General features: G+C 70.9%; 14 protein-coding genes. 6 read left to right on the forward strand and 8 right to left on the reverse strand.

Translation table 11 applies throughout. The features are described 5' to 3' along the window. Complete coding sequence (gene pstC, locus ASF76_RS09410) at positions 1-945, reverse strand: phosphate ABC transporter permease subunit PstC (RefSeq protein ID WP_055956509.1); 945 nt, start codon at positions 943-945, stop codon at positions 1-3. Positions 946-1,024: 79 nt separating this feature from the next. Next, positions 1,025-2,140: a phosphate ABC transporter substrate-binding protein PstS gene (gene pstS / locus ASF76_RS09415; RefSeq protein ID WP_055956512.1), complete on the reverse strand. Its 1,116-nt coding sequence runs from the start codon at positions 2,138-2,140 to the stop codon at positions 1,025-1,027. 166 nt (positions 2,141-2,306) lie between these two features. On the opposite strand from pstS, the gene ASF76_RS09420 reads away from it, so the two are divergent. Both ASF76_RS09420 and ASF76_RS09425 read left to right on the forward strand, forming a co-directional pair. Further along, the gene (locus ASF76_RS09420) at positions 2,307-6,245 is read left to right on the forward strand and encodes a Pls/PosA family non-ribosomal peptide synthetase (RefSeq protein ID WP_055956513.1); all 3,939 of its coding nucleotides are present in this window, start codon (positions 2,307-2,309) and stop codon (positions 6,243-6,245) included. Continuing rightward, complete coding sequence (locus tag ASF76_RS09425; RefSeq protein WP_055956516.1) at positions 6,242-7,540, forward strand: M1 family metallopeptidase; 1,299 nt, start codon at positions 6,242-6,244, stop codon at positions 7,538-7,540. Before ASF76_RS09420 ends, ASF76_RS09425 begins: the two co-directional genes overlap by 4 nt. A gap of 22 nt (positions 7,541-7,562) precedes the next feature. Here the strand turns inward: ASF76_RS09425 and ASF76_RS09430 are convergent, their stop codons facing one another. From ASF76_RS09430 to ASF76_RS09450, 5 genes are all read right to left on the reverse strand, one after another. Beyond that, on the reverse strand, positions 7,563-8,345 hold the full coding sequence (locus ASF76_RS09430) for a hypothetical protein (RefSeq protein WP_235561275.1): 783 nt from the start codon (positions 8,343-8,345) through the stop codon (positions 7,563-7,565). Positions 8,346-8,369: 24 nt separating this feature from the next. Further along, positions 8,370-8,753, reverse strand: coding sequence for a hypothetical protein (locus tag ASF76_RS09435; RefSeq protein WP_055956519.1), 384 nt, complete (start codon positions 8,751-8,753; stop codon positions 8,370-8,372). Between the two features lie 161 nt (positions 8,754-8,914). Next, positions 8,915-9,853 carry an NUDIX hydrolase gene (locus tag ASF76_RS09440; protein WP_055956522.1) on the reverse strand — a complete coding sequence of 313 codons (939 nt, stop codon included), beginning with the start codon at positions 9,851-9,853 and terminating at the stop codon, positions 8,915-8,917. Then, the gene (locus ASF76_RS09445) at positions 9,850-12,018 is read right to left on the reverse strand and encodes an RNA degradosome polyphosphate kinase (protein ID WP_055956525.1); all 2,169 of its coding nucleotides are present in this window, start codon (positions 12,016-12,018) and stop codon (positions 9,850-9,852) included. The genes ASF76_RS09440 and ASF76_RS09445 overlap by 4 nt, the downstream gene beginning before the upstream one ends. Before the next feature lie 56 nt (positions 12,019-12,074). Then, entirely contained in the window at positions 12,075-12,767 is a 693-nt protein-coding gene (locus ASF76_RS09450) for a response regulator transcription factor (RefSeq protein ID WP_055956528.1), read from the reverse strand. Positions 12,768-12,881: 114 nt separating this feature from the next. Between ASF76_RS09450 and ASF76_RS09455 the strand changes: the two genes are divergently transcribed. From ASF76_RS09455 to ASF76_RS09470, 4 genes are all read left to right on the forward strand, one after another. Continuing rightward, positions 12,882-13,172, forward strand: coding sequence for a hypothetical protein (locus ASF76_RS09455; RefSeq protein WP_055956532.1), 291 nt, complete (start codon positions 12,882-12,884; stop codon positions 13,170-13,172). A gap of 128 nt (positions 13,173-13,300) precedes the next feature. Further along, positions 13,301-13,900, forward strand: coding sequence for an FABP family protein (locus ASF76_RS09460; protein ID WP_055956536.1), 600 nt, complete (start codon positions 13,301-13,303; stop codon positions 13,898-13,900). A gap of 2 nt (positions 13,901-13,902) precedes the next feature. After that, positions 13,903-14,991 (forward strand): CAF17-like 4Fe-4S cluster assembly/insertion protein YgfZ, encoded by a 1,089-nt coding sequence (ygfZ, locus tag ASF76_RS09465; RefSeq protein WP_082484961.1) that lies wholly within the window; start codon positions 13,903-13,905, stop codon positions 14,989-14,991. Then, positions 14,988-16,097, forward strand: coding sequence for an FUSC family protein (locus ASF76_RS09470; RefSeq protein WP_162240814.1), 1,110 nt, complete (start codon positions 14,988-14,990; stop codon positions 16,095-16,097). Before ygfZ ends, ASF76_RS09470 begins: the two co-directional genes overlap by 4 nt. Positions 16,098-16,155: 58 nt before the next feature. Here the strand turns inward: ASF76_RS09470 and ASF76_RS09475 are convergent, their stop codons facing one another. Further along, a complete protein-coding gene (locus ASF76_RS09475; protein ID WP_055956539.1) occupies positions 16,156-16,953 on the reverse strand; it encodes a class I SAM-dependent methyltransferase in 798 nt (265 codons plus the stop codon). Positions 16,954-16,984 lie beyond the last annotated feature (31 nt).

A 16,984-nucleotide genomic window follows, 5' to 3' on the forward strand; every position in this document is an offset into this window, starting at 1 on the left:
TCAGTTCGCTCCCGAGAATTCCTTGCGGCGGCTGACGATGTAGCGCGCCAGCGCATTGACCGCGAAGGTGACGATGAAGAGCACGAGACCCGTTGCGATGAGCACGTTGACGTTGAAGCCGTAGGCCTCGGGGAACGTCAGGGCGATGTTGGCGGGGATGGTGCTGGGGTTCTCGGACGTGAACAGCTGGAGAGTGACGACTCCGGATGCCGAGAGGACGAGCGCGACGGCCATCGTCTCGCCGAGCGCGCGGCCGAGGCCGAGCATCGACGCCGAAACGATGCCGCTGCGACCGAACGGGAAGACGGCCATGCGGATCATCTCCCAGCGCGTCGCGCCGAGGGCGAGGGCCGCCTCCTCATGGAGGACGGGCGTCTGCAGGAAGATCTCGCGGCAGATGGCGGTGATGATCGGGGTGATCATCACGGCGAGGACGACAGCGGCGGTCAGGATCGTTCGGCCGGTGGCCGAGACCGTTCCGGAGAACAACGGGAACCAGCCCGCGTTGGTGTTGAGCCAGGCGTAGACCGGCTGGATGGCCGGGGCGAGCACCAGGATGCCCCACAGGCCGAAGACGACGGAGGGGACGGCGGCCAGGAGGTCGACGACGTATCCGAGGCCCTGTGCCAAGCGGCGGGGCGCGTAGTGCGAGATGAAGAGCGCCACGCCCACCGAAAGGGGCACGGCCATGATGAGCGCGAGGATGGACGCCCAGATCGTGCCGAAGGCGAGGGGGCCCACGTACGACCAGAAGTCGCTGCTGAGGATCGACGCGTTCTCGCTGGTGGCGGTGAATCCGGGGATCGACTGGGCGACGAGGAAGATCGTCACCGCGGCGAGTGTGACGAGGATCATGGAGCCGGCGAAGAGGGCGGTACCCGAGAAGACGCGGTCTCCTGGGCGTTGCTTCGGCTTCTGTGGCGCCGGAGCCGTGGTGGTGGTCATGTCGTCCTGTCTCGGGTCTAGAACGGGCGAGAACCCGGCCCGGAGCCTGCGTGTGCTCCGGGCCGGGTCTCAGAGGGTCTTACTGGGTGACGATCAGGTCGATCGCCGAGTTGACGCGCTCGCGGAGCGAGTCGCTGATGGGGGCGCTACCTGCGGCGTCGGCGGCGGCGGTCTGACCCTCTTCGCTCGCGACGTACTCGAGGAAGGACTTCACGATCGAGGCCGTGTTGTTGTCGCTGTACTGCTCGCACGCGATCATGTAGCTGATCAGGACGATGGGGTAGACACCGGCCTCCTGCGAGGTGCGCTCGAGCTCGATGGCGAGGTCGCCGTCGGCGCGGCCCTCGACGAACGGCGACTCGTCGACGATCGCGGCAGCGGCCTCGGGCGAGTACGAGACGAAGTCGTCGCCGACCTTGATGGCGACGGTCGACAGACCTTCCTGCGCGGCGCGCGAGGCGTCGGCGTAACCGATGGTGCCGTTGGCGCCCGACACGGCCGAGACGACGCCCGAGGTGCCGTTGGCGGCCTCACCGGAGGTGAGCGGCCACTCGCCGTCGGCCTCCGACGTCCAGACGCTGGGGGCGGCCTGGTAAAGGTAGTCGGTGAAGTTCTGGGTGGTGCCCGAGTCGTCCTGACGGTGGACCGGGGTGACGGCCAGGTCGGGGAGCGTGACGCCCGGGTTCAGGGCGGCGATGGCCGGGTCGTTCCAGTTGGTGATGGTGCCCGCGAACAGACCCGCGACGGTGGCGGCGTCGAGGTTGAGCGAGTCGACGCCCTCGAGGTTGAAGATGACCGCGATCGGGGAGATGTACGTCGGGAGCTCGACGATGCCCGAGCCGTCGGCGCAGGCGCCGAAGCCGCCCGCCGCGACCTCTTCGTCGTTGAATGCGCGGTCCGAACCGATGAACGGGAAGGCGCCCGCCTGGAAGGACTCGCGACCGGCGCCCGAGCCGGAGGGGTCGTAGGTGATGGTGACGCCCGAGTTGGCCGTCTGGAAGCCGGCGGTCCACGCCTGGACGGCGACCTCCTGCGACGACGCACCACCGCTGGCGACCTCGCCCGAGAGGTTCGAGCCGGTGTCGCTGCTGCTGCCGCCGGTGCTGCCGCCGCCTTCGTTCGCGGCGCAGCCGGCGAGGGCGAGAGCTGCGACGGCGGTGAGCGCGCCGAGCTGGGCGAAGCGAGTGATCTTCACGATGAAAGTCCTTCGGGATATCGGGAGCTGTGAGGTGAGCCCCGCTGGGGACTCGCCGGGAACGCTAAACAGCGATCCTTAAGAGAGTGCGCCCCTCGGGTGAACGGGCGGTGAACCAGCCCCGCCATTCCGGGGTGTTTCCCTCGGCGCTGTACTGTTCACCTCCGTGACGATCCCCGCCTCCGCCGCCCAGGCTTCCCTCGATCGCATCGGTGCCGCGCCCGCCGCGCGCACCCTCATCGACCTCCTCGCCGACGTCGCCGCTCGGCATCCGGAGGCCTCCGCCATCGACGACGGTTCGGGCGCCCTGAGCTATCGCGAGCTCCTGGCGCGCGTGTGGCGGACGGCGGCGGCCCTGCACGAGGCGGGGGTCCGCCGCGGCGACCGGGTCGGCGTGCGTATGCCCTCCGGATCGAAGGAGCTGTACGTCTCGATCCTCGCGGTGATGGCGGCCGGGGCCGCCTACGTCCCGGTGGATGCCGACGATCCCGACGACCGTGCCCGCCTCGTGTTCGGAGAGGCGGGCGTTCGCGGCATCGTCGCGGGGGAGGGGGAGTTCGTCGCGCAGGATGCCGACCTCGTGCGGCTGTACGACGGCGACGCGCCCCACCCGAGTACCAACGCGGTGCCCATCGTCGCCCCGCCCACCGTCGACGACGACGCATGGATCATCTTCACCTCCGGCTCCACCGGCGTTCCCAAGGGCGTCGCGGTCTCGCACCGTTCGGCCGCGGCGTTCGTGGAGGCCGAGGCCCGCATCTTCTTGCAGCAGGAGCCCCTCGGCCCCGGCGACCGCGTGCTCGCGGGTCTGTCGGTGGCGTTCGATGCCTCGTGCGAGGAAATGTGGCTGGCGTGGGGGCACGGGGCGTGCCTCGTGCCGGCTCCCCGGTCGCTCGTGCGCTCCGGCGAAGATCTCGCGCCCTGGCTGCTGCGCCAGGGCATCACGGTGGTGTCGACCGTGCCGACGCTGGCGGCGATGTGGCCGGCGGACTCCATCGAGAACGTGCGGCTGCTGATCTTCGGTGGCGAGGCGTGCCCGCCCGAACTCGCCGCGCGACTCGTCGCCGACGGGCGTGAGGTGTGGAACACGTACGGCCCCACTGAAGCGACGGTCGTCGCCTGCGCCGCCCCGCTCGACGGTTCCCTGCCCGTGCGCATCGGCCTGCCGCTCGACGGATGGGCGCTCGCCGTGGTGGATGCCGAGGGCCTCCCGGTCGCCGAGGGCCAGGTGGGCGAGCTGATCATCGGCGGCGTCGGCCTCGCGCGGTACCTGGACCCGGCGAAGGACGCCGAGAAGTACGCGCCCATGCCGACCCTCGGCTGGGACCGCGCCTACCGCTCCGGTGACCTCGTGCGCTTTGAGCCCGAGGGACTGGTCTTCCAGGGGCGCGCCGACGACCAGGTCAAGGTCGGCGGTCGTCGTATCGAGCTCGGCGAGGTCGAGTCGGCGTTGCAGGACCTCTCAGGGGTCAGTGCAGCCACCGTCGCCGTCCGCACGACCGAGGCCGGTGTGCCGGTGCTCGTGGGCTACCTCGTCATGGACGAGGGCGTGGAGCTCGACCGGGGGGCTGCCCGTGCGGCGCTCGCCGAGCGCCTCCCCGCGGCGACGATCCCCCTCCTCGGCGTCGTCGACGCCCTGCCTGTCCGCACGTCGGGCAAGGTCGATCGCGCCGCGCTGCCGTGGCCGCTGCCGGGCGTCGACGCCCCCGCCGCCACCGACTTCACTGCCGATGAGAGCTGGCTCGCCGAGCAGTGGCAGGCGGTGCTGGGTCTTCCCGTGACCGAGCGCAAGACCGACTTCTTCGACCTCGGCGGCGGCTCGCTCGCCGCAGCGCAGCTCGTCTCGCGCATCCGTACGCGGGTGCCGGAGTTCTCGGTGGCCGACATCTACGACGTACCGCGTCTGGGCGCCATGGCCAAGGCGCTGGGGCCGCAGCTCGCCGACGAGGCGCCTGCGGAGTTCCACCGTGCCGCGCCCACACCCCGCACGACGCAGTGGGCGCAGACGCTCCTCGGCGCGCCCCTGTTCATCCTGTCCGGGGTGCGCTGGCTGCTGTACCTGCTGACCGCCTCCGCGATCCTGCAGCTCGTTCCGGGTTTCGACGTGCTGCCGAGCGTGCCCTGGCCCGTGCTCGTCGGCGGCCTGCTGGTGTTCGCGACCCCGTTCGGGCGCATGGCGATCGCCGTGGCATCCGCTCGTCTTCTGCTGGCGGACGTTCGTCCAGGCGATTACCCCCGCGGGGGCTGGGTGCACATCCGGCTCTGGCTGGCCGAGCAGATCGCCGATCAGGTGGATGCCGTGGGCCTGGCCGGAGCCCCATGGGTGTCGTACTACGCCCGGGCGCTGGGCGCGCGGATCGGTCGCAACGTCGACCTGCACGCCCTGCCGCCCGTCACGGGCATGCTCGAGGTCGGCGACGGTGCCTCCATCGAGCCGGAGGTCGATCTGACGGGGTACTGGATCGACGGTGACCTCGTGCGCATCGGCGAGGTGCGGATCGGGGCGGATGCCACGGTGGGCGCGCGTTCGACCCTCGCCCCCGGCACCCGTATCGGCCGTCGCGCCGAGATCGCTCCCGGTTCGGCGGTGTTCGGTCGTGTCAAGGCCGATCAGTCGTGGGCGGGCTCGCCCGCCGTGCGCGTGGGCGGCACCGCGAAGGGATGGCCGACCGAGCGTCCGCCGGCGCCGACGCGCTGGTTGTGGGCCTACGCCGCGTCCGCGGTCGCGCTCGCCCTGCTGCCGCTGGCGGCATTCACCGTGGGCGGACTCGTCGTGGCCCAGGGTATGCGCGGCGCCGACTCGCTCGCCGAGGCGGCGGGACGGGCCTTCATCTGGCTCGTTCCGGGCGTCGCCCTCACGGGCCTGGTCTTCGCGGCATCCGTCGTCCTGCTCGTCCGCCTGCTCTCGATCGGTCTGTCCGAGGGCACGCATCCGGTGCGCAGCCGGGTCGCGTGGCAGGCGTGGACCATCGAACGACTCCTGGATGCCGCCCGCACGATCCTCTTCCCCCTCTACTCATCGCTGTTCACCCCCGTGTGGCTCCGGATGCTGGGCGCGCGCGTCGGCCGTGACGTCGAGGCATCCACCGTCCTGCTCATCCCCTCGATGGCGCGGATCGAAGACGGGGCGTTCCTCGCCGACGACACCATGGTCGCCTCCTACGAGCTGCGGGCGGGCTGGCTCCGCCTCGGGCAGGTGCGCATCGGCAAGCGCGCGTTCCTCGGTAATTCCGGCATGGCCGCCCCCGGCCACCGCGTTCCGCGCGACGGGCTCGTCGCCGTGCTGTCGGCCGCTCCGCTGCGAGCCAAGGCGGGGTCGTCGTGGCTCGGTTCCCCCGCGGTGCGCCTTCGGCGACTGTCGGCCGGGGGCGACGATTCCCGCACCTACAACCCCGGGCCGGGGCTGCGCCTCGCTCGGGCGCTGTGGGAACTCTGCCGGTTCGTGCCGGTCGTGGTGACCTGCGGCATCGGTCTGGGAGTGCTGTTCACGCTCGCGGCGTTGTGGCAGACCGCGGGACCGCTGTGGGCGTTGCTGCTGTCGGGGGTCGTCCTGCTGGCCGCCGGAGCGGTCGCCGCCGGGGTGTCCACCGCCGCGAAGTGGGCGATCGTCGGCGTCATCCGCGCGGGGGAGCAGCCGCTGTGGTCGAGCTTCGTGTGGCGCACCGAGGTGTCGGACACGTTCACCGAGATGGTCGCGGCGCCCTGGTTCGCCCGCGCGGCGTCGGGGACGCCGGCGCTCGCCGTATGGCTGCGGACCCTCGGTGCGAAGATCGGGCGAGGTGTGTGGTGCGACAGCTACTGGCTGCCCGAACCCGACCTGGTCACGTTGGGCGATGCGTCAACCGTCAACCGCGGATGCGTCGTTCAGACGCATCTGTTCCATGATCGAATCATGAGCATGGACACCGTCGAGCTGGAACCCGGGGCGACCCTGGGCCCGCACAGCGTGGTGCTGCCGGCATCCACGCTCGGGGCGCACGCAACAGTGGGCCCCGCCTCCCTCGTCATGCGCGGCGAGACCGTTCCGGTCGGTTCGCGCTGGAGTGGCAACCCCATCGGACCCTGGCGCGCGGTGAAGGTTCGCGCCTACCAGTCGACGACGTGAGCACGACCGACCCCTACGCCCCGCAGAGCGGTGACGCCTCGTACGACGTGAGGTCCTACGACCTCGCGCTCGGCTATCGCGTGCGTACCAACCGCCTCGAGGGCACGGCGACCATCGTGGCCGTCGCGCGAGAGCCGCTGACCTCGTTCGCGCTCGATCTCGTGGGGCTGCGCACGTCGCGCGTCCGCGTCGACGGGGCGGCGGCCCGATTCGCCGCCGGTCCGCGCGTGGTGCGCGTGACGCCCCCGCGACCGCTCGCCGCGGGCGACGTGTTCGAGGTGGAGGTGGCGTACGCGGGCGCTCCGGCCCCGCGACGCTCGCGCTGGGGAGCGGTGGGGTGGGAGGAGTTGACCGACGGCGCGCTCGTGGCGGGCCAGCCGATCGGTGCGCCGACCTGGTTCCCGTGCAACGACCGTCCCGACGATCGAGCGCGCATGCGCATGGAGATCACCGTCGACGACGGCTACACGGTGGCGGCGACGGGGGTCGCGGGTCCCACGACCCGGCGCGGCGGACGCGTGACAGCGACGTTCACCTCCGACGTGCCCACCGCGACGTACCTCGCTGCCGTCCACGTCGGCCGCTACCGCACCCGACCGCTCGTCGGTGGGGGAGTGGATGCCGTGCCGTCGATCAGCGTCACCGCGCCCCCGTCGCTGAGCGCGGCGGTCGATCGTGCGTTCGCAGCGGTGCCCGAGATGCTGCGCGTGTTCGACCGGCTCTTCGGGCCCTATCCGCAGGACACCTGCTCGCTGGTCGTCACGGCCGACGAGCTCGAGATCCCGCTCGAGGCGCAGGGGCTCGCCGTCTTCGGCATGAACCATCTCGTACCGGCGGCTCAGCGTCTGGTGGCGCACGAGCTGGCACACCAATGGTTCGGGAACAGCGTCGGCATCGCGCGCTGGCGCGACATCTGGCTCAACGAGGGCTTCGCCTGTTACGCCGAGTGGCTGTGGTCGGATGCTTCGGGCGGCACCCCCGTCGAGACCTGTGTCGCCGAGCACTACGCGCGCCTCGCCGCCAAGCCCCGCGATCTGCTCCTGGCCGACCCCGGTCCCGACGACATGTTCGACGACCGCGTCTACAAGCGCGGAGCACTGACACTGCACGCTCTTCGTCGGACTCTGGGCGACCAGGCGTTCTTCGACCTGGTGCGGGGCTGGACGGCGCGGCACCGGCACGCACTCGTCACGACCGAGGATTTCCGCGCCGCGGTCGAGAGCGCGGGCGGACCGGATGCCGTGGCGGTGCTGTCGCGCTGGATCGACGCCGAGGCGCTGCCGCCGCGCCCCTGACGGGCACGGGGTCCGGGACGGGTCACCCGCTCCAGCCGCGCACCCGGTGCACGACGAAGGACTTCGGGTACGGGCCCGCCGTGGCATCGACCTCGAAGATGTCGATCATGAGCGCCAGCGGGTAGTCGGGGGCCTGGGCGATGCGTCGGACGACGACGCCCTCGCACCCGATGATCGTCTCGCCGTCGCCCCACACGGCCGTCCACGTGTGCGGCCGGCACGCGTCGAAGGGAAGCGAGACCTCGGCCATGTCGGTCGCCAATCGAGGGTCGTGATGCGCCTTGATTCCGCTGCGGGCGCGGGTTTCGGTGTCGGTGACGGCGTCGGCGTCGATCTCGAAGAGGCAGATCTCGCCCGCATCGTGTGGTGAGAGGTGCTCCGTCCCGACGAGCCACGCGGCGACCATGCATCCGCTGTCCCGGGTGGCAGACAGTGTGACGTCGACGCGACCCCGGGTGGGGATGAACAGAACCGAAGTGGGCACCTCCGTGCGTACCGTCAGGTCGTCGCGGTGGCGGTGCATGCCGCGATGCGATCCCTTCTCTCCCGCGAACAGCCCCGTCTGCAGGTTGGACACTCGCAGGGGAGCGTCCCCGGGACGCCAGTCGCGCTGATCTTGGTCAATCCGGAGCCGGACGCCGTCGGCCTCGGCATTCCACCGGGCCGCTGCCCGCTCGGCATCGGTCCAGTGCGGCAGGTACGAGCTGATCCAGCGGGAGGGATCGGGGAACCCTTCTGCGAAGTCGTCGTCGAGGTCGGCTACACGCGGAGGCAGAGGTGGGAGCATGCCGTCGGGGTGGCGCATGCACCATTTGTACCGCCTCCTCGGTCAGGAGGTACGCGCTCGACGATGGGCCTCGGCGCGCGCGTCGACGGCGAGCGCCGCCACCACTCCGTCGGGGCCGTCGAGGTCCCACCCACGCCACTCGGTCGTCGAGTGACGGGCGTCCGGATGCTCGACGATCCACGCCCGCCACCCGTCCGCGCTCTCTTCGACGACGACCTGTGCCGGGTCGACGGTCAGACCCCGTCCGTCGGCCTTGAGCACGGCTTCCGCACGCGCCCAGGCCTGTGCATCCGCTTCACCGGGCAGCACACGTTCGAGTCCCGCGGCGTCCGCCGGAACCGCATCGACGCCGATGCGCCCGTATTCTCGTGTCACGGCGATGACGGTCCACCCGGGGACGTACGACACCGACACCGTGGCATCCACGCACTCCACCCGTACCCGACCGTGGTCCCCACCGCACCGCGGGCATCGCGAGACGAACCTCGCGCCCGGGAGGAACTCCGCGAGGAGCGCCCGCGACGTGTCCCTCCGCGACGACCCCGGGAGAACCGCCCGCCACGCGATGCGGATGCCCGGCGGGAGGGTCACGCCCGCGGTTCGTGTGTCTCGATCGCCACGATGCCCGCGCCCGGGTGCTCCACCGGCACGTGGGCGACCGAGAACGCGCCCGGCTCGAGGGCGGACGCGCTGCCGAGATAGGAGCCGCCCATCGTGCCGGTCGCGAGGGCGAGTTCGTGCAGAAGGGCGGGCAGGACGGGCCCGTGGCTGGTCAGGACCACGGGTTTGCGCGCGCGCACCCGCTGCCCGATGACGGCTCGGGCGTCGGCCCGGCCCTGCTCCCACGCATCCTGACTGATGTCGGCGCACAGCTGCACCCGCTGACCGATCGCCTGCGCGATCGGGGTGGCGGTGCGCACGCAGCGCTCAGCAGGGCTCGACACCACCCGACGCACCCCGAAGGCCAACAGCGGTCCGACGATGGCCTCGGCCTGCTTACGGCCGCGCGCGTTGAGCGGGCGGTCCGCGTCATCACCGTCCCACTCGTCGCGCGAGCGCGCCTTGCCGTGGCGCAGCACCACGACCGGGAACGTGGGGAGGGCCTGCTCGTCGACGATGCGGGCGAACTCGTCGAGGATCTCGATGTCGACGGGGTAGCTGAGGTGCTTACGCGCCTTCTTCATGCTCACCCACTCGATCGCCGCGACCTCCTTGTTGGGGACGAACGACGACGTCCGCACGGCCGCATCGGTGGCCTCGGCCGCCCAGTAGTGCACGATTTTCGTGCGCGAGTTCGGCATCCGATACCGCGAGACGCCCACGGGGACCCCGAGTGCGACACGGATGCCGGTCTCTTCGCGGATCTCGCGGACCGCCGTCTCGGCGAGCGTCTCGCCGGGGTCGACCTTTCCCTTGGGCAGGGTGAGGTCGCGGTACTTGGTGCGGTGGATGAGCAGGATGCGGAGTTTGCCCTCGACCCGGCGCCACACGACGCCGCCGGCGGCATAGACGGCGGTCTCCGTCATCGGGCCGTCCGGGCGCGGCGCTTGCGCTGGACGCGCGACATCGTGTGCTCCTGCAGGTCGATGAGGGCCGTGCCGTCGGCGGCGACGCTGTGACGCGTCCACTCGCCCTCCGGCCCGAGGTGCCACGAGCTCGTCCCGTCGTCCATCGCGAGGTCGAACAACGAGGTGAGCTCGCGCAACTGGTTCTCGTCGACGACGCGCACGAGCGCCTCGACGCGGCGGTCGAGGTTTCGGTGCATCATGTCGGCGCTGCCGATGAAGATCTGCGGATCGCCATCGTTCGCGAACGAGAAGATACGCGAGTGCTCGAGGTAGCGGCCGAGGATGGAGCGCACGATGATGTTCTCGCTCATGCCCGGGACTCCCGGCCTGATCGAGCAGATGCCGCGCACCCACACCTCGACGGGGACCCCCGCCTGGCTGGCGCGGTACAGCGCGTCGATGATCTCCTCGTCGACCATCGAGTTCACCTTGATGCGCACGCCGGACGGCTTGCCCTCCAGCGCGTTGCGGCGCTCCTTGTCGATGTGTCGCAGCAGGCCCTTGCGCAGGTGCAGGGGTGCGACGAGCAGGCGCTTGAATTTCTTCTCGATCGCGTAGCCGCTGAGCTCGTTGAACAGGCGGGTCAGGTCGCGACCCACCTGATCGTCGACGGTGAAGAGGCCGAAGTCTTCATAGATGCGGCTCGTCTTGGGGTTGTAGTTGCCGGTGCCGACGTGGCTGTAGTGGCGCAGTCGCCCCTCTTCTTCACGGATGACGAGGGCGAGCTTGCAGTGCGTCTTGAGGCCCACGAGGCCGTAGACGACGTGGACGCCGGCCTTCTCGAGCTTGCGGGCCCAGACGATGTTGTTCGCCTCGTCGAAGCGCGCTTTGACCTCGACGAGCGCCAGCACCTGCTTGCCTGCCTCGGCAGCGTCGATGAGGGCCTGCACGATGGGGCTGTCGCCCGAGGTGCGATAGAGGGTCTGCTTGATGGCGAGCACGTGCGGGTCGCGGGCGGCCTGCTCGAGGAAGGCCTGCACGCTCGTCGCGAACGACTCGTACGGGTGGTGCACGAGCACGTCGCTCTTGCGGATCGCACGGAAGAGGTCGGCGCGGCCGTTCTGCTCCGGCGGCTGGAACGCCAGAGCGGTCTTGGGTACGTGAGGCGGGTATCGCAGGTCGGGGCGGTCGATGCGCGAGAGATCGAACAGCCCGCGCAGGTCGAGGGCGCCGGGAAGCCGGTAGACCTCCTGCTCGGTGATGTCGAGCTCGCTCAGCAGCAGCGACCGGGTGACGTCATCCATGTCCTCGGTGATCTCGAGGCGGATCGGCGGGCCGAAACGGCGGCGCAGGAGCTCGGCTTCGAGGGCCTGGATGAGATTCTCGGTCTCGTCCTCCTCGATCGTCATGTCTTCATTGCGAGTGAGGCGGAACGCGTGGTGGTCGAGCACCTCCATGCCGGGGAAGAGGTCTCCCAGGTGGTTGGAGATCAGCTCCTCCAGCGGGAGGTAGCGCACGCCCGGGCCGTCCCCCGGCACCTCGACGAAGCGCGGCAGCATGGGCGGCACCTTCAGGCGCGCAAACTCCTGACGGCCGGTGCGGGCGTTGCGGATGCGGATGGCGAGATTGAGCGAGAGCCCCGAGATGTAGGGGAACGGGTGCGCCGGGTCGACGGCGAGCGGCATGAGCACCGGGAAGACGTTGCGCTGGAAGTACTCGGTCAATCGAGCCGCGGTGTCCTCGTCGAGGGAGTCCCACGACACGACCTTGATGCCGGCCTCGGCCAGCGCGGGGCGGACCTTCTCGGTCCAGGCGGCCGCGTGGCGCTCCTGCAGGCGGTGCGCCTCGGCCGAGATGTCGGCGAGCACGTCGAGTGGTGCTCGGCCCACGTTCGTGGGTACGGCGAGTCCCGTGACGATGCGGCGCTTCAGCCCTGCGACGCGCACCATGAAGAATTCGTCGAGGTTGCTGGCGAAGATGGCGAGGAAGTTCGCCCGCTCCAGCACGGGGACGGACGGGTCTTCGGCCAGCTCGAGGACGCGCTGGTTGAACGCCAACCAGCTCACCTCGCGGTCGAGGTACCGGTGATCGGGCAACTGGTCGTCCTCGGCCTCGACGGCCTCATCGAAGTCGTCGTCGTCGGCGTCGCCGAGCCCCGTATCCAGCACGTCGTGTTCCATCATCCCCACATCATTGCAGTGGTCGGTGACACGGGAGTGAACGGGCGGTTCGCGTCGGGTCAGACGGGGGCGGATGCCGCGACGGGGGCGTCGTCCTCGTACACGTTGAAGCGGTAGCCGACGTTGCGCACGGTGCCGATGAGCTGCTCGAGGTCACCGAGCTTGGCGCGCAGGCGCCGCACGTGCACGTCGACCGTGCGGGTGCCGCCGAAGTAGTCGTACCCCCACACCTCGCTCAGCAACTGTTCGCGTGTGAAGACCCGCGAGGGGTGCGTGGCGAAGAAGTGCAGGAGTTGAAACTCCTTGTAGGTGAGGTCGAGGGGTTTGCCGTGCACCTTCGCCGAGTACGACGACTCGTCGATGGTGATGCCCGAGGTCTGGATGCGCGTCGACACCTGATCGGCCGTCTGCCGACCCATGGCCAGTCGGATGCGGGCGTCGATCTCGGCGGGACCCGCCCCGACGAGCACGACGTCGTCGATGCCCCAGTCGGTGGAGACCGCGGTGAGGCCTCCCTCGGTGATGATGAGCACCAGTGGAGCCTCGATGCCGGTGGTCGACATGATCTTGCACAGCGACTTGGCGCCGACGAGGTCGAAGCGGGCGTCGACGAAGATGACGTCGGCGCTGGGGGCGTTCACCAGCTGCGCTGCCTCGGCCGGGATCTGCCGCACGCGGTGGCTCAGCAATTCGAGCGCGGGCAGGGCAGCGCCGCCGCCCGGGGCGGAGCTGAGTACCAGAAGCTGTGCCAAGAGGACCTCCCGTGCGGCGTGTCGCGCACCCGATCATCTTAGGGCGACGAGGCCGCGGCCTCATCACCGGCGCTGCGCGTGCGCGCGACGGGGGTCCTGAGTGATGATGGGGTCATGTCGACTCCCGACCTCGCCCCGCGCCGCACCTACGCCGGTGTCGTGGCGGTATGGGTGCTGGCGGCGATCGCCGGCGTCCTCATCGGGATCTTCGCCCCCGAGCAGTGGCGTGCGCAGTGGATCGCGGTCGCCCTGGGCGGGTGCGTGATCGTCTCGTTCGCCGTGCAGCTCTGGTACGGCCGGTCGCAGGCGTTCATCCAGCGGATGGCGCTGAGCTCGCTGGGTGCGCTCGTCGTGCTCGGGGTGATCACGATCGGTTTCGGTCTGGCATCCCTGGTCTCGGGCTAGAGTTGAGGCATGGACCTCCTCGCGCTCGAACTGTTCTTCGTGGGACTTCTGGGCCTCGCCTCGCTGGCGATCGCCTTCGTGTCCGGAACGGTCATCTGGAACCTCTATCGCGGCCAGCGCTGAGCGCCGTGATCGAGATCCCGACCGACCTTCCGGCCGACCTCGTTCCCCTGTCGTGGCTCGTCGGCGTCTGGGAAGGCACCGGAGTCATCGACTACGAGGCGGACGGCCGTGCCTTCTCCGGTGAATTCGCGCACCGCGTGAGCTTCAGTCACGACGGGGGAGCCTTCCTCAACTACTCCGCCGACGCCTGGCTGCTCGACGGCGAAGAGCGGCGTCCCCTCGTGTCCGAGGTCGGTTACTGGCGTCTGGCGCGACCCGTCGGCGATGCCGATGCCGGTCCCGGGCTCCTTCCCGCGACGGCCGTGCCCGTCATCCGCACGGCCGACGACGTCGAGGCTCTGCGCAACGCCGACGGCGGCTTCGACATCGAAGTGAGCCTGGCGCACGCCGACGGCATCCTGGAGCTCTACGTCGGTCAGGTCAAGGGTCCCCGCATCGATCTGGCGACGGATGCCGTGGTTCGCACCGCCGGAGCGAAGCCCTATGCCGCCGCGACGCGACTGTACGGACTGGTCGACAACCACCTGCTGTGGGCGTGGGACATCGCCGCCCTGGGCCGCGAACTCGGTTCGCACGCCTCGGCGCGTCTCGCGCGGGCGGACTGATCGTGGTCTCCCTCACCGACGTCCCCGGCGCCGTGATCGACGACCGCGGGCTGCGTCACGTCGGTTCGCCCGTGGCCGAGCAGCGACGGCTGTCGTCCGGATCGGCGCTCGCGCCCCTCGGCGACCGGCGCGTGATCTCCGTCGGTGGCGAAGACCGCCGCAGCTGGCTCGACTCGCTGTCGTCGCAGGCTCTGACGCATCTGGCGCCCGGGGTGTCCACCGAGCTGCTGATCCTCGACCCCCAGGGGCGGGTGGAGCATGCGGCCGCGGTGGTCGACGATGGCGAGACGACATGGCTCCTCGTCGACGCGTCCGACGCCGATGCCCTCGCGACCTGGCTCACCCGAATGCGCTTCCGTCTGCGGGTCGAGGTGCAGGACCGCTCCGACGATCTCGTCGTCGTGGGCGGCACCCGCGCGGCCGTCGATGCCCTGCGCACGGTGGCCCCCGTCTGGGTCGACCCCTGGCCCGCGGTCTCACCCGGGGGTTGGGCTTACGCCCGCGTCGAACCGCACCCCGGTGCCGAGCGCGACTGGGCCGAGGCGATCGTGGACGCCGAGGAGTTCGGTCGCGTGCTCGACGGCGCCGTCCGCGGCGAGATCGCCTTCGCGGGTCTCGACGCCGTCGAGGCGCTGCGTGTCGCCGCCTGGCGTCCGCGCGTCGGTGTCGACGCCGACGAACGCCTGCTGCCGCACGAGATGGACTGGCTGCGCACGGCGGTGCACCTGTCGAAGGGCTGCTACCGCGGCCAGGAGACGGTGGCCAAAGTCCACAACCTCGGACACCCGCCTCGTCGCGTCGTGGCCCTGCAGCTCGACGGAAGCGACAATGTCCTCCCCGCCCGTGGCGACGCCGTGCGCGCGGGTGACACCGTGATCGGCGCCATCACGTCGGTCGCCGTGCACCACGAGGAGGGGCCGATTGCCCTCGCTCTCGTCAAGCGCACCGCACCCGAGGGAGTGCCACTCGTCGTCGATACCGCCGACGGTCCGCTCGCCGCCGCGGCCGAGACGGTCGTACCCGCCGACGCGGGGGCCACCGCGTCCATTCCGCGGATGCCCCGCCTCGGACGCCGCCGCGCGGCGGAATGATCGCCGACGACCCCTCGACGACCGTCGGGGTCGTCGTACCCCGCTCGCGCCTGCGCTCCACGCTCCGGCGGCGCGTCGCGCGGGTGCGCGAGTCGCTCCCCGCGATCTCGCAGATCGTCGTCGCAGCGACTGCGGCGTACGCGTTCGCCCACTTCGTGCTCGGGCATCCGGTCCCGCTCCTGGCGGCGACCGTGACGGTGTCGAGTCTCGGTCTCGTGCGAGACGCGCGTCCGTGGCGCGTCGCGGAAACCGTCATGGGCATGCTGGTGGGCATCCTCATCGCCGAGATTGTGCTGGTGACCGCGGGCAGCGGCTGGTGGCAGATCGCCGTGGCGATGACGACGACGCTATTGATCGCCCGCTTCCTCTCACCTCAACCGGGTTTCGCCCTGGCGGCCGTGGTGCAGTCGTTGATCGCCCTGGTCGTCGTCACGGGAGCGCCCTTCCTGCGTCTCGCCGACGGCGCGATCGGCGGGGTCGCGGCGCTCATCGTCACGGCGCTGATCCCGCGGACGCTGAGGCGCACCGAACTGCGCGACGCCGACGAGCTGTTCGACGCGCTCGAGATCGCGATGGCGACCATCGTGCGGGCGCTGCGCCGGGGCGATCGCGTCCGGGCCGAGCGGGGCCTCGAGCGTGCCCGGTCGCTGCAGACCTACGTCGACGCGTGGAGCGGGTCGCTGGAGTCGGGACGCGAGGTCGCGCGTATCTCGCCGTTCCTCCGACGCCAGCGCACGGAGCTGCAGCGCCATGAGCGGGTGAGGCAGTCGCTGGACCTGGCCACGCGCAACCTGCGGGTCGTGGCCCGGCGCGCTGCCTACCTGTGCGCGGACGGTGAGACGCGACCGATACCGGCCGACCTGCTGGCCGAGCTCGCCCGGGGCGCGTCGCTGGTGCGCGACAGCCTCGACGACATCTCGCTCGAACCGGCAGCGCGCTCGGCGGTGGTCGCCGTCATTCGTCGCCTCGATCCGGCGGCGCTGCTGCCCGACGGCGGAGTCGGCGAACTCAACCTCGTCGCCGCGATGCGACCGCTGGCCGTCGATCTGCTGACCGCGGCCGGAATGCCGTCCGCCGAGGCGCGGGCGCTGCTCCCGCGCATCTGAGACGGCGCCCCGGATCGATTCTTCCCGTATCGAGGTATCTGCGCCCTGGTCGCCCCGATCACCGCGGCGCAACGGCCTCCCAGGCGACGCCGACCTCTCCCAGCCGCCAGCGCTCGCGACGCACGAGCGGCCAGCCGGCATCCTGCATCCCCTTCATCGCGGTGCGCCAGCGATGCACGGCGCCGAATGGCGCGACCGCCGCCGCGCGCGTCCATTCCCGGTCGAGGGATGCCAGGAACGCGTGCACCCGTTCGCCCTCGACGTTGCGATGGATCAGGGCTTTGGGCAGGCGCTCGGCCGCGATGGCGGGGGTGTCGAGCTCGGCGAGCCTGAGCGAGACCGTCAAACTCCGGGGTACCGCGTCGGCCCCGACCTCGGCCCACGTGACGACCCGGCCGATCTCGTCGCACGTTCCCTCGACCAGGATGCCGCCCGGTTGGAGGCGCGCGCACATGCGCGCCCACGCGCCGACGACGTCGGCCTCGTCGTACTGACGCAGGACGTTCATCGCGCGGATGATCGCCGGGCGTCGGCCCGGGGCGGTGGGCACCTCGAACCCTCCGCGGGCGAAGGTGACCCCGGCGACCCCCGCGGCCTGTTCCCGTGCGCGGGCCACGCGGTCGGCGTCGATCTCGAGCCCCAGCACCGTGGCATCCGGTCGCTCGCGGATCAGGCGGGCGTGCAACTCGAGGGGCGTGACCGCGCTCGCCCCGAACCCGAGATCGACCACGAGCGGGTCGTCACTTCGGCGCAACGCCGGATGCCGGGCGATCCAGCGGTCGACCCGGCGCAGGCGGTTGACCCCGGTCGTGCCGCGGGTGGGACGGCCGACGGGGGAGGAGGTCACGTCCGACATGATGCCAGCCGCAGCTCCTGGTCGACGCCCG

Origin of the sequence: Microbacterium sp. Leaf151, assembly GCF_001424225.1 — a bacterium.
Taxonomy (GTDB): domain Bacteria; phylum Actinomycetota; class Actinomycetes; order Actinomycetales; family Microbacteriaceae; genus Microbacterium.

What these genes read in the sequence shown, in the direction of transcription:
- pstC (WP_055956509.1), bottom strand. Translation starts at nt 945, where the DNA reads ATGACCACCACCACGGCTCCGGCGCCACAGAAGCCGAAGCAACGCCCA.
- ASF76_RS09430 (WP_235561275.1), bottom strand. Translation starts at nt 8,345, where the DNA reads ATGCGCCACCCCGACGGCATGCTCCCACCTCTGCCTCCGCGTGTAGCC.
- ASF76_RS09440 (WP_055956522.1), bottom strand. Translation starts at nt 9,853, where the DNA reads ATGACGGAGACCGCCGTCTATGCCGCCGGCGGCGTCGTGTGGCGCCGG.
- ASF76_RS09445 (WP_055956525.1), bottom strand. Translation starts at nt 12,018, where the DNA reads ATGATGGAACACGACGTGCTGGATACGGGGCTCGGCGACGCCGACGAC.
- ASF76_RS09455 (WP_055956532.1), top strand. Translation starts at nt 12,882, where the DNA reads ATGTCGACTCCCGACCTCGCCCCGCGCCGCACCTACGCCGGTGTCGTG.
- ASF76_RS09470 (WP_162240814.1), top strand. Translation starts at nt 14,988, where the DNA reads ATGATCGCCGACGACCCCTCGACGACCGTCGGGGTCGTCGTACCCCGC.
- ASF76_RS09475 (WP_055956539.1), bottom strand. Translation starts at nt 16,953, where the DNA reads ATGTCGGACGTGACCTCCTCCCCCGTCGGCCGTCCCACCCGCGGCACG.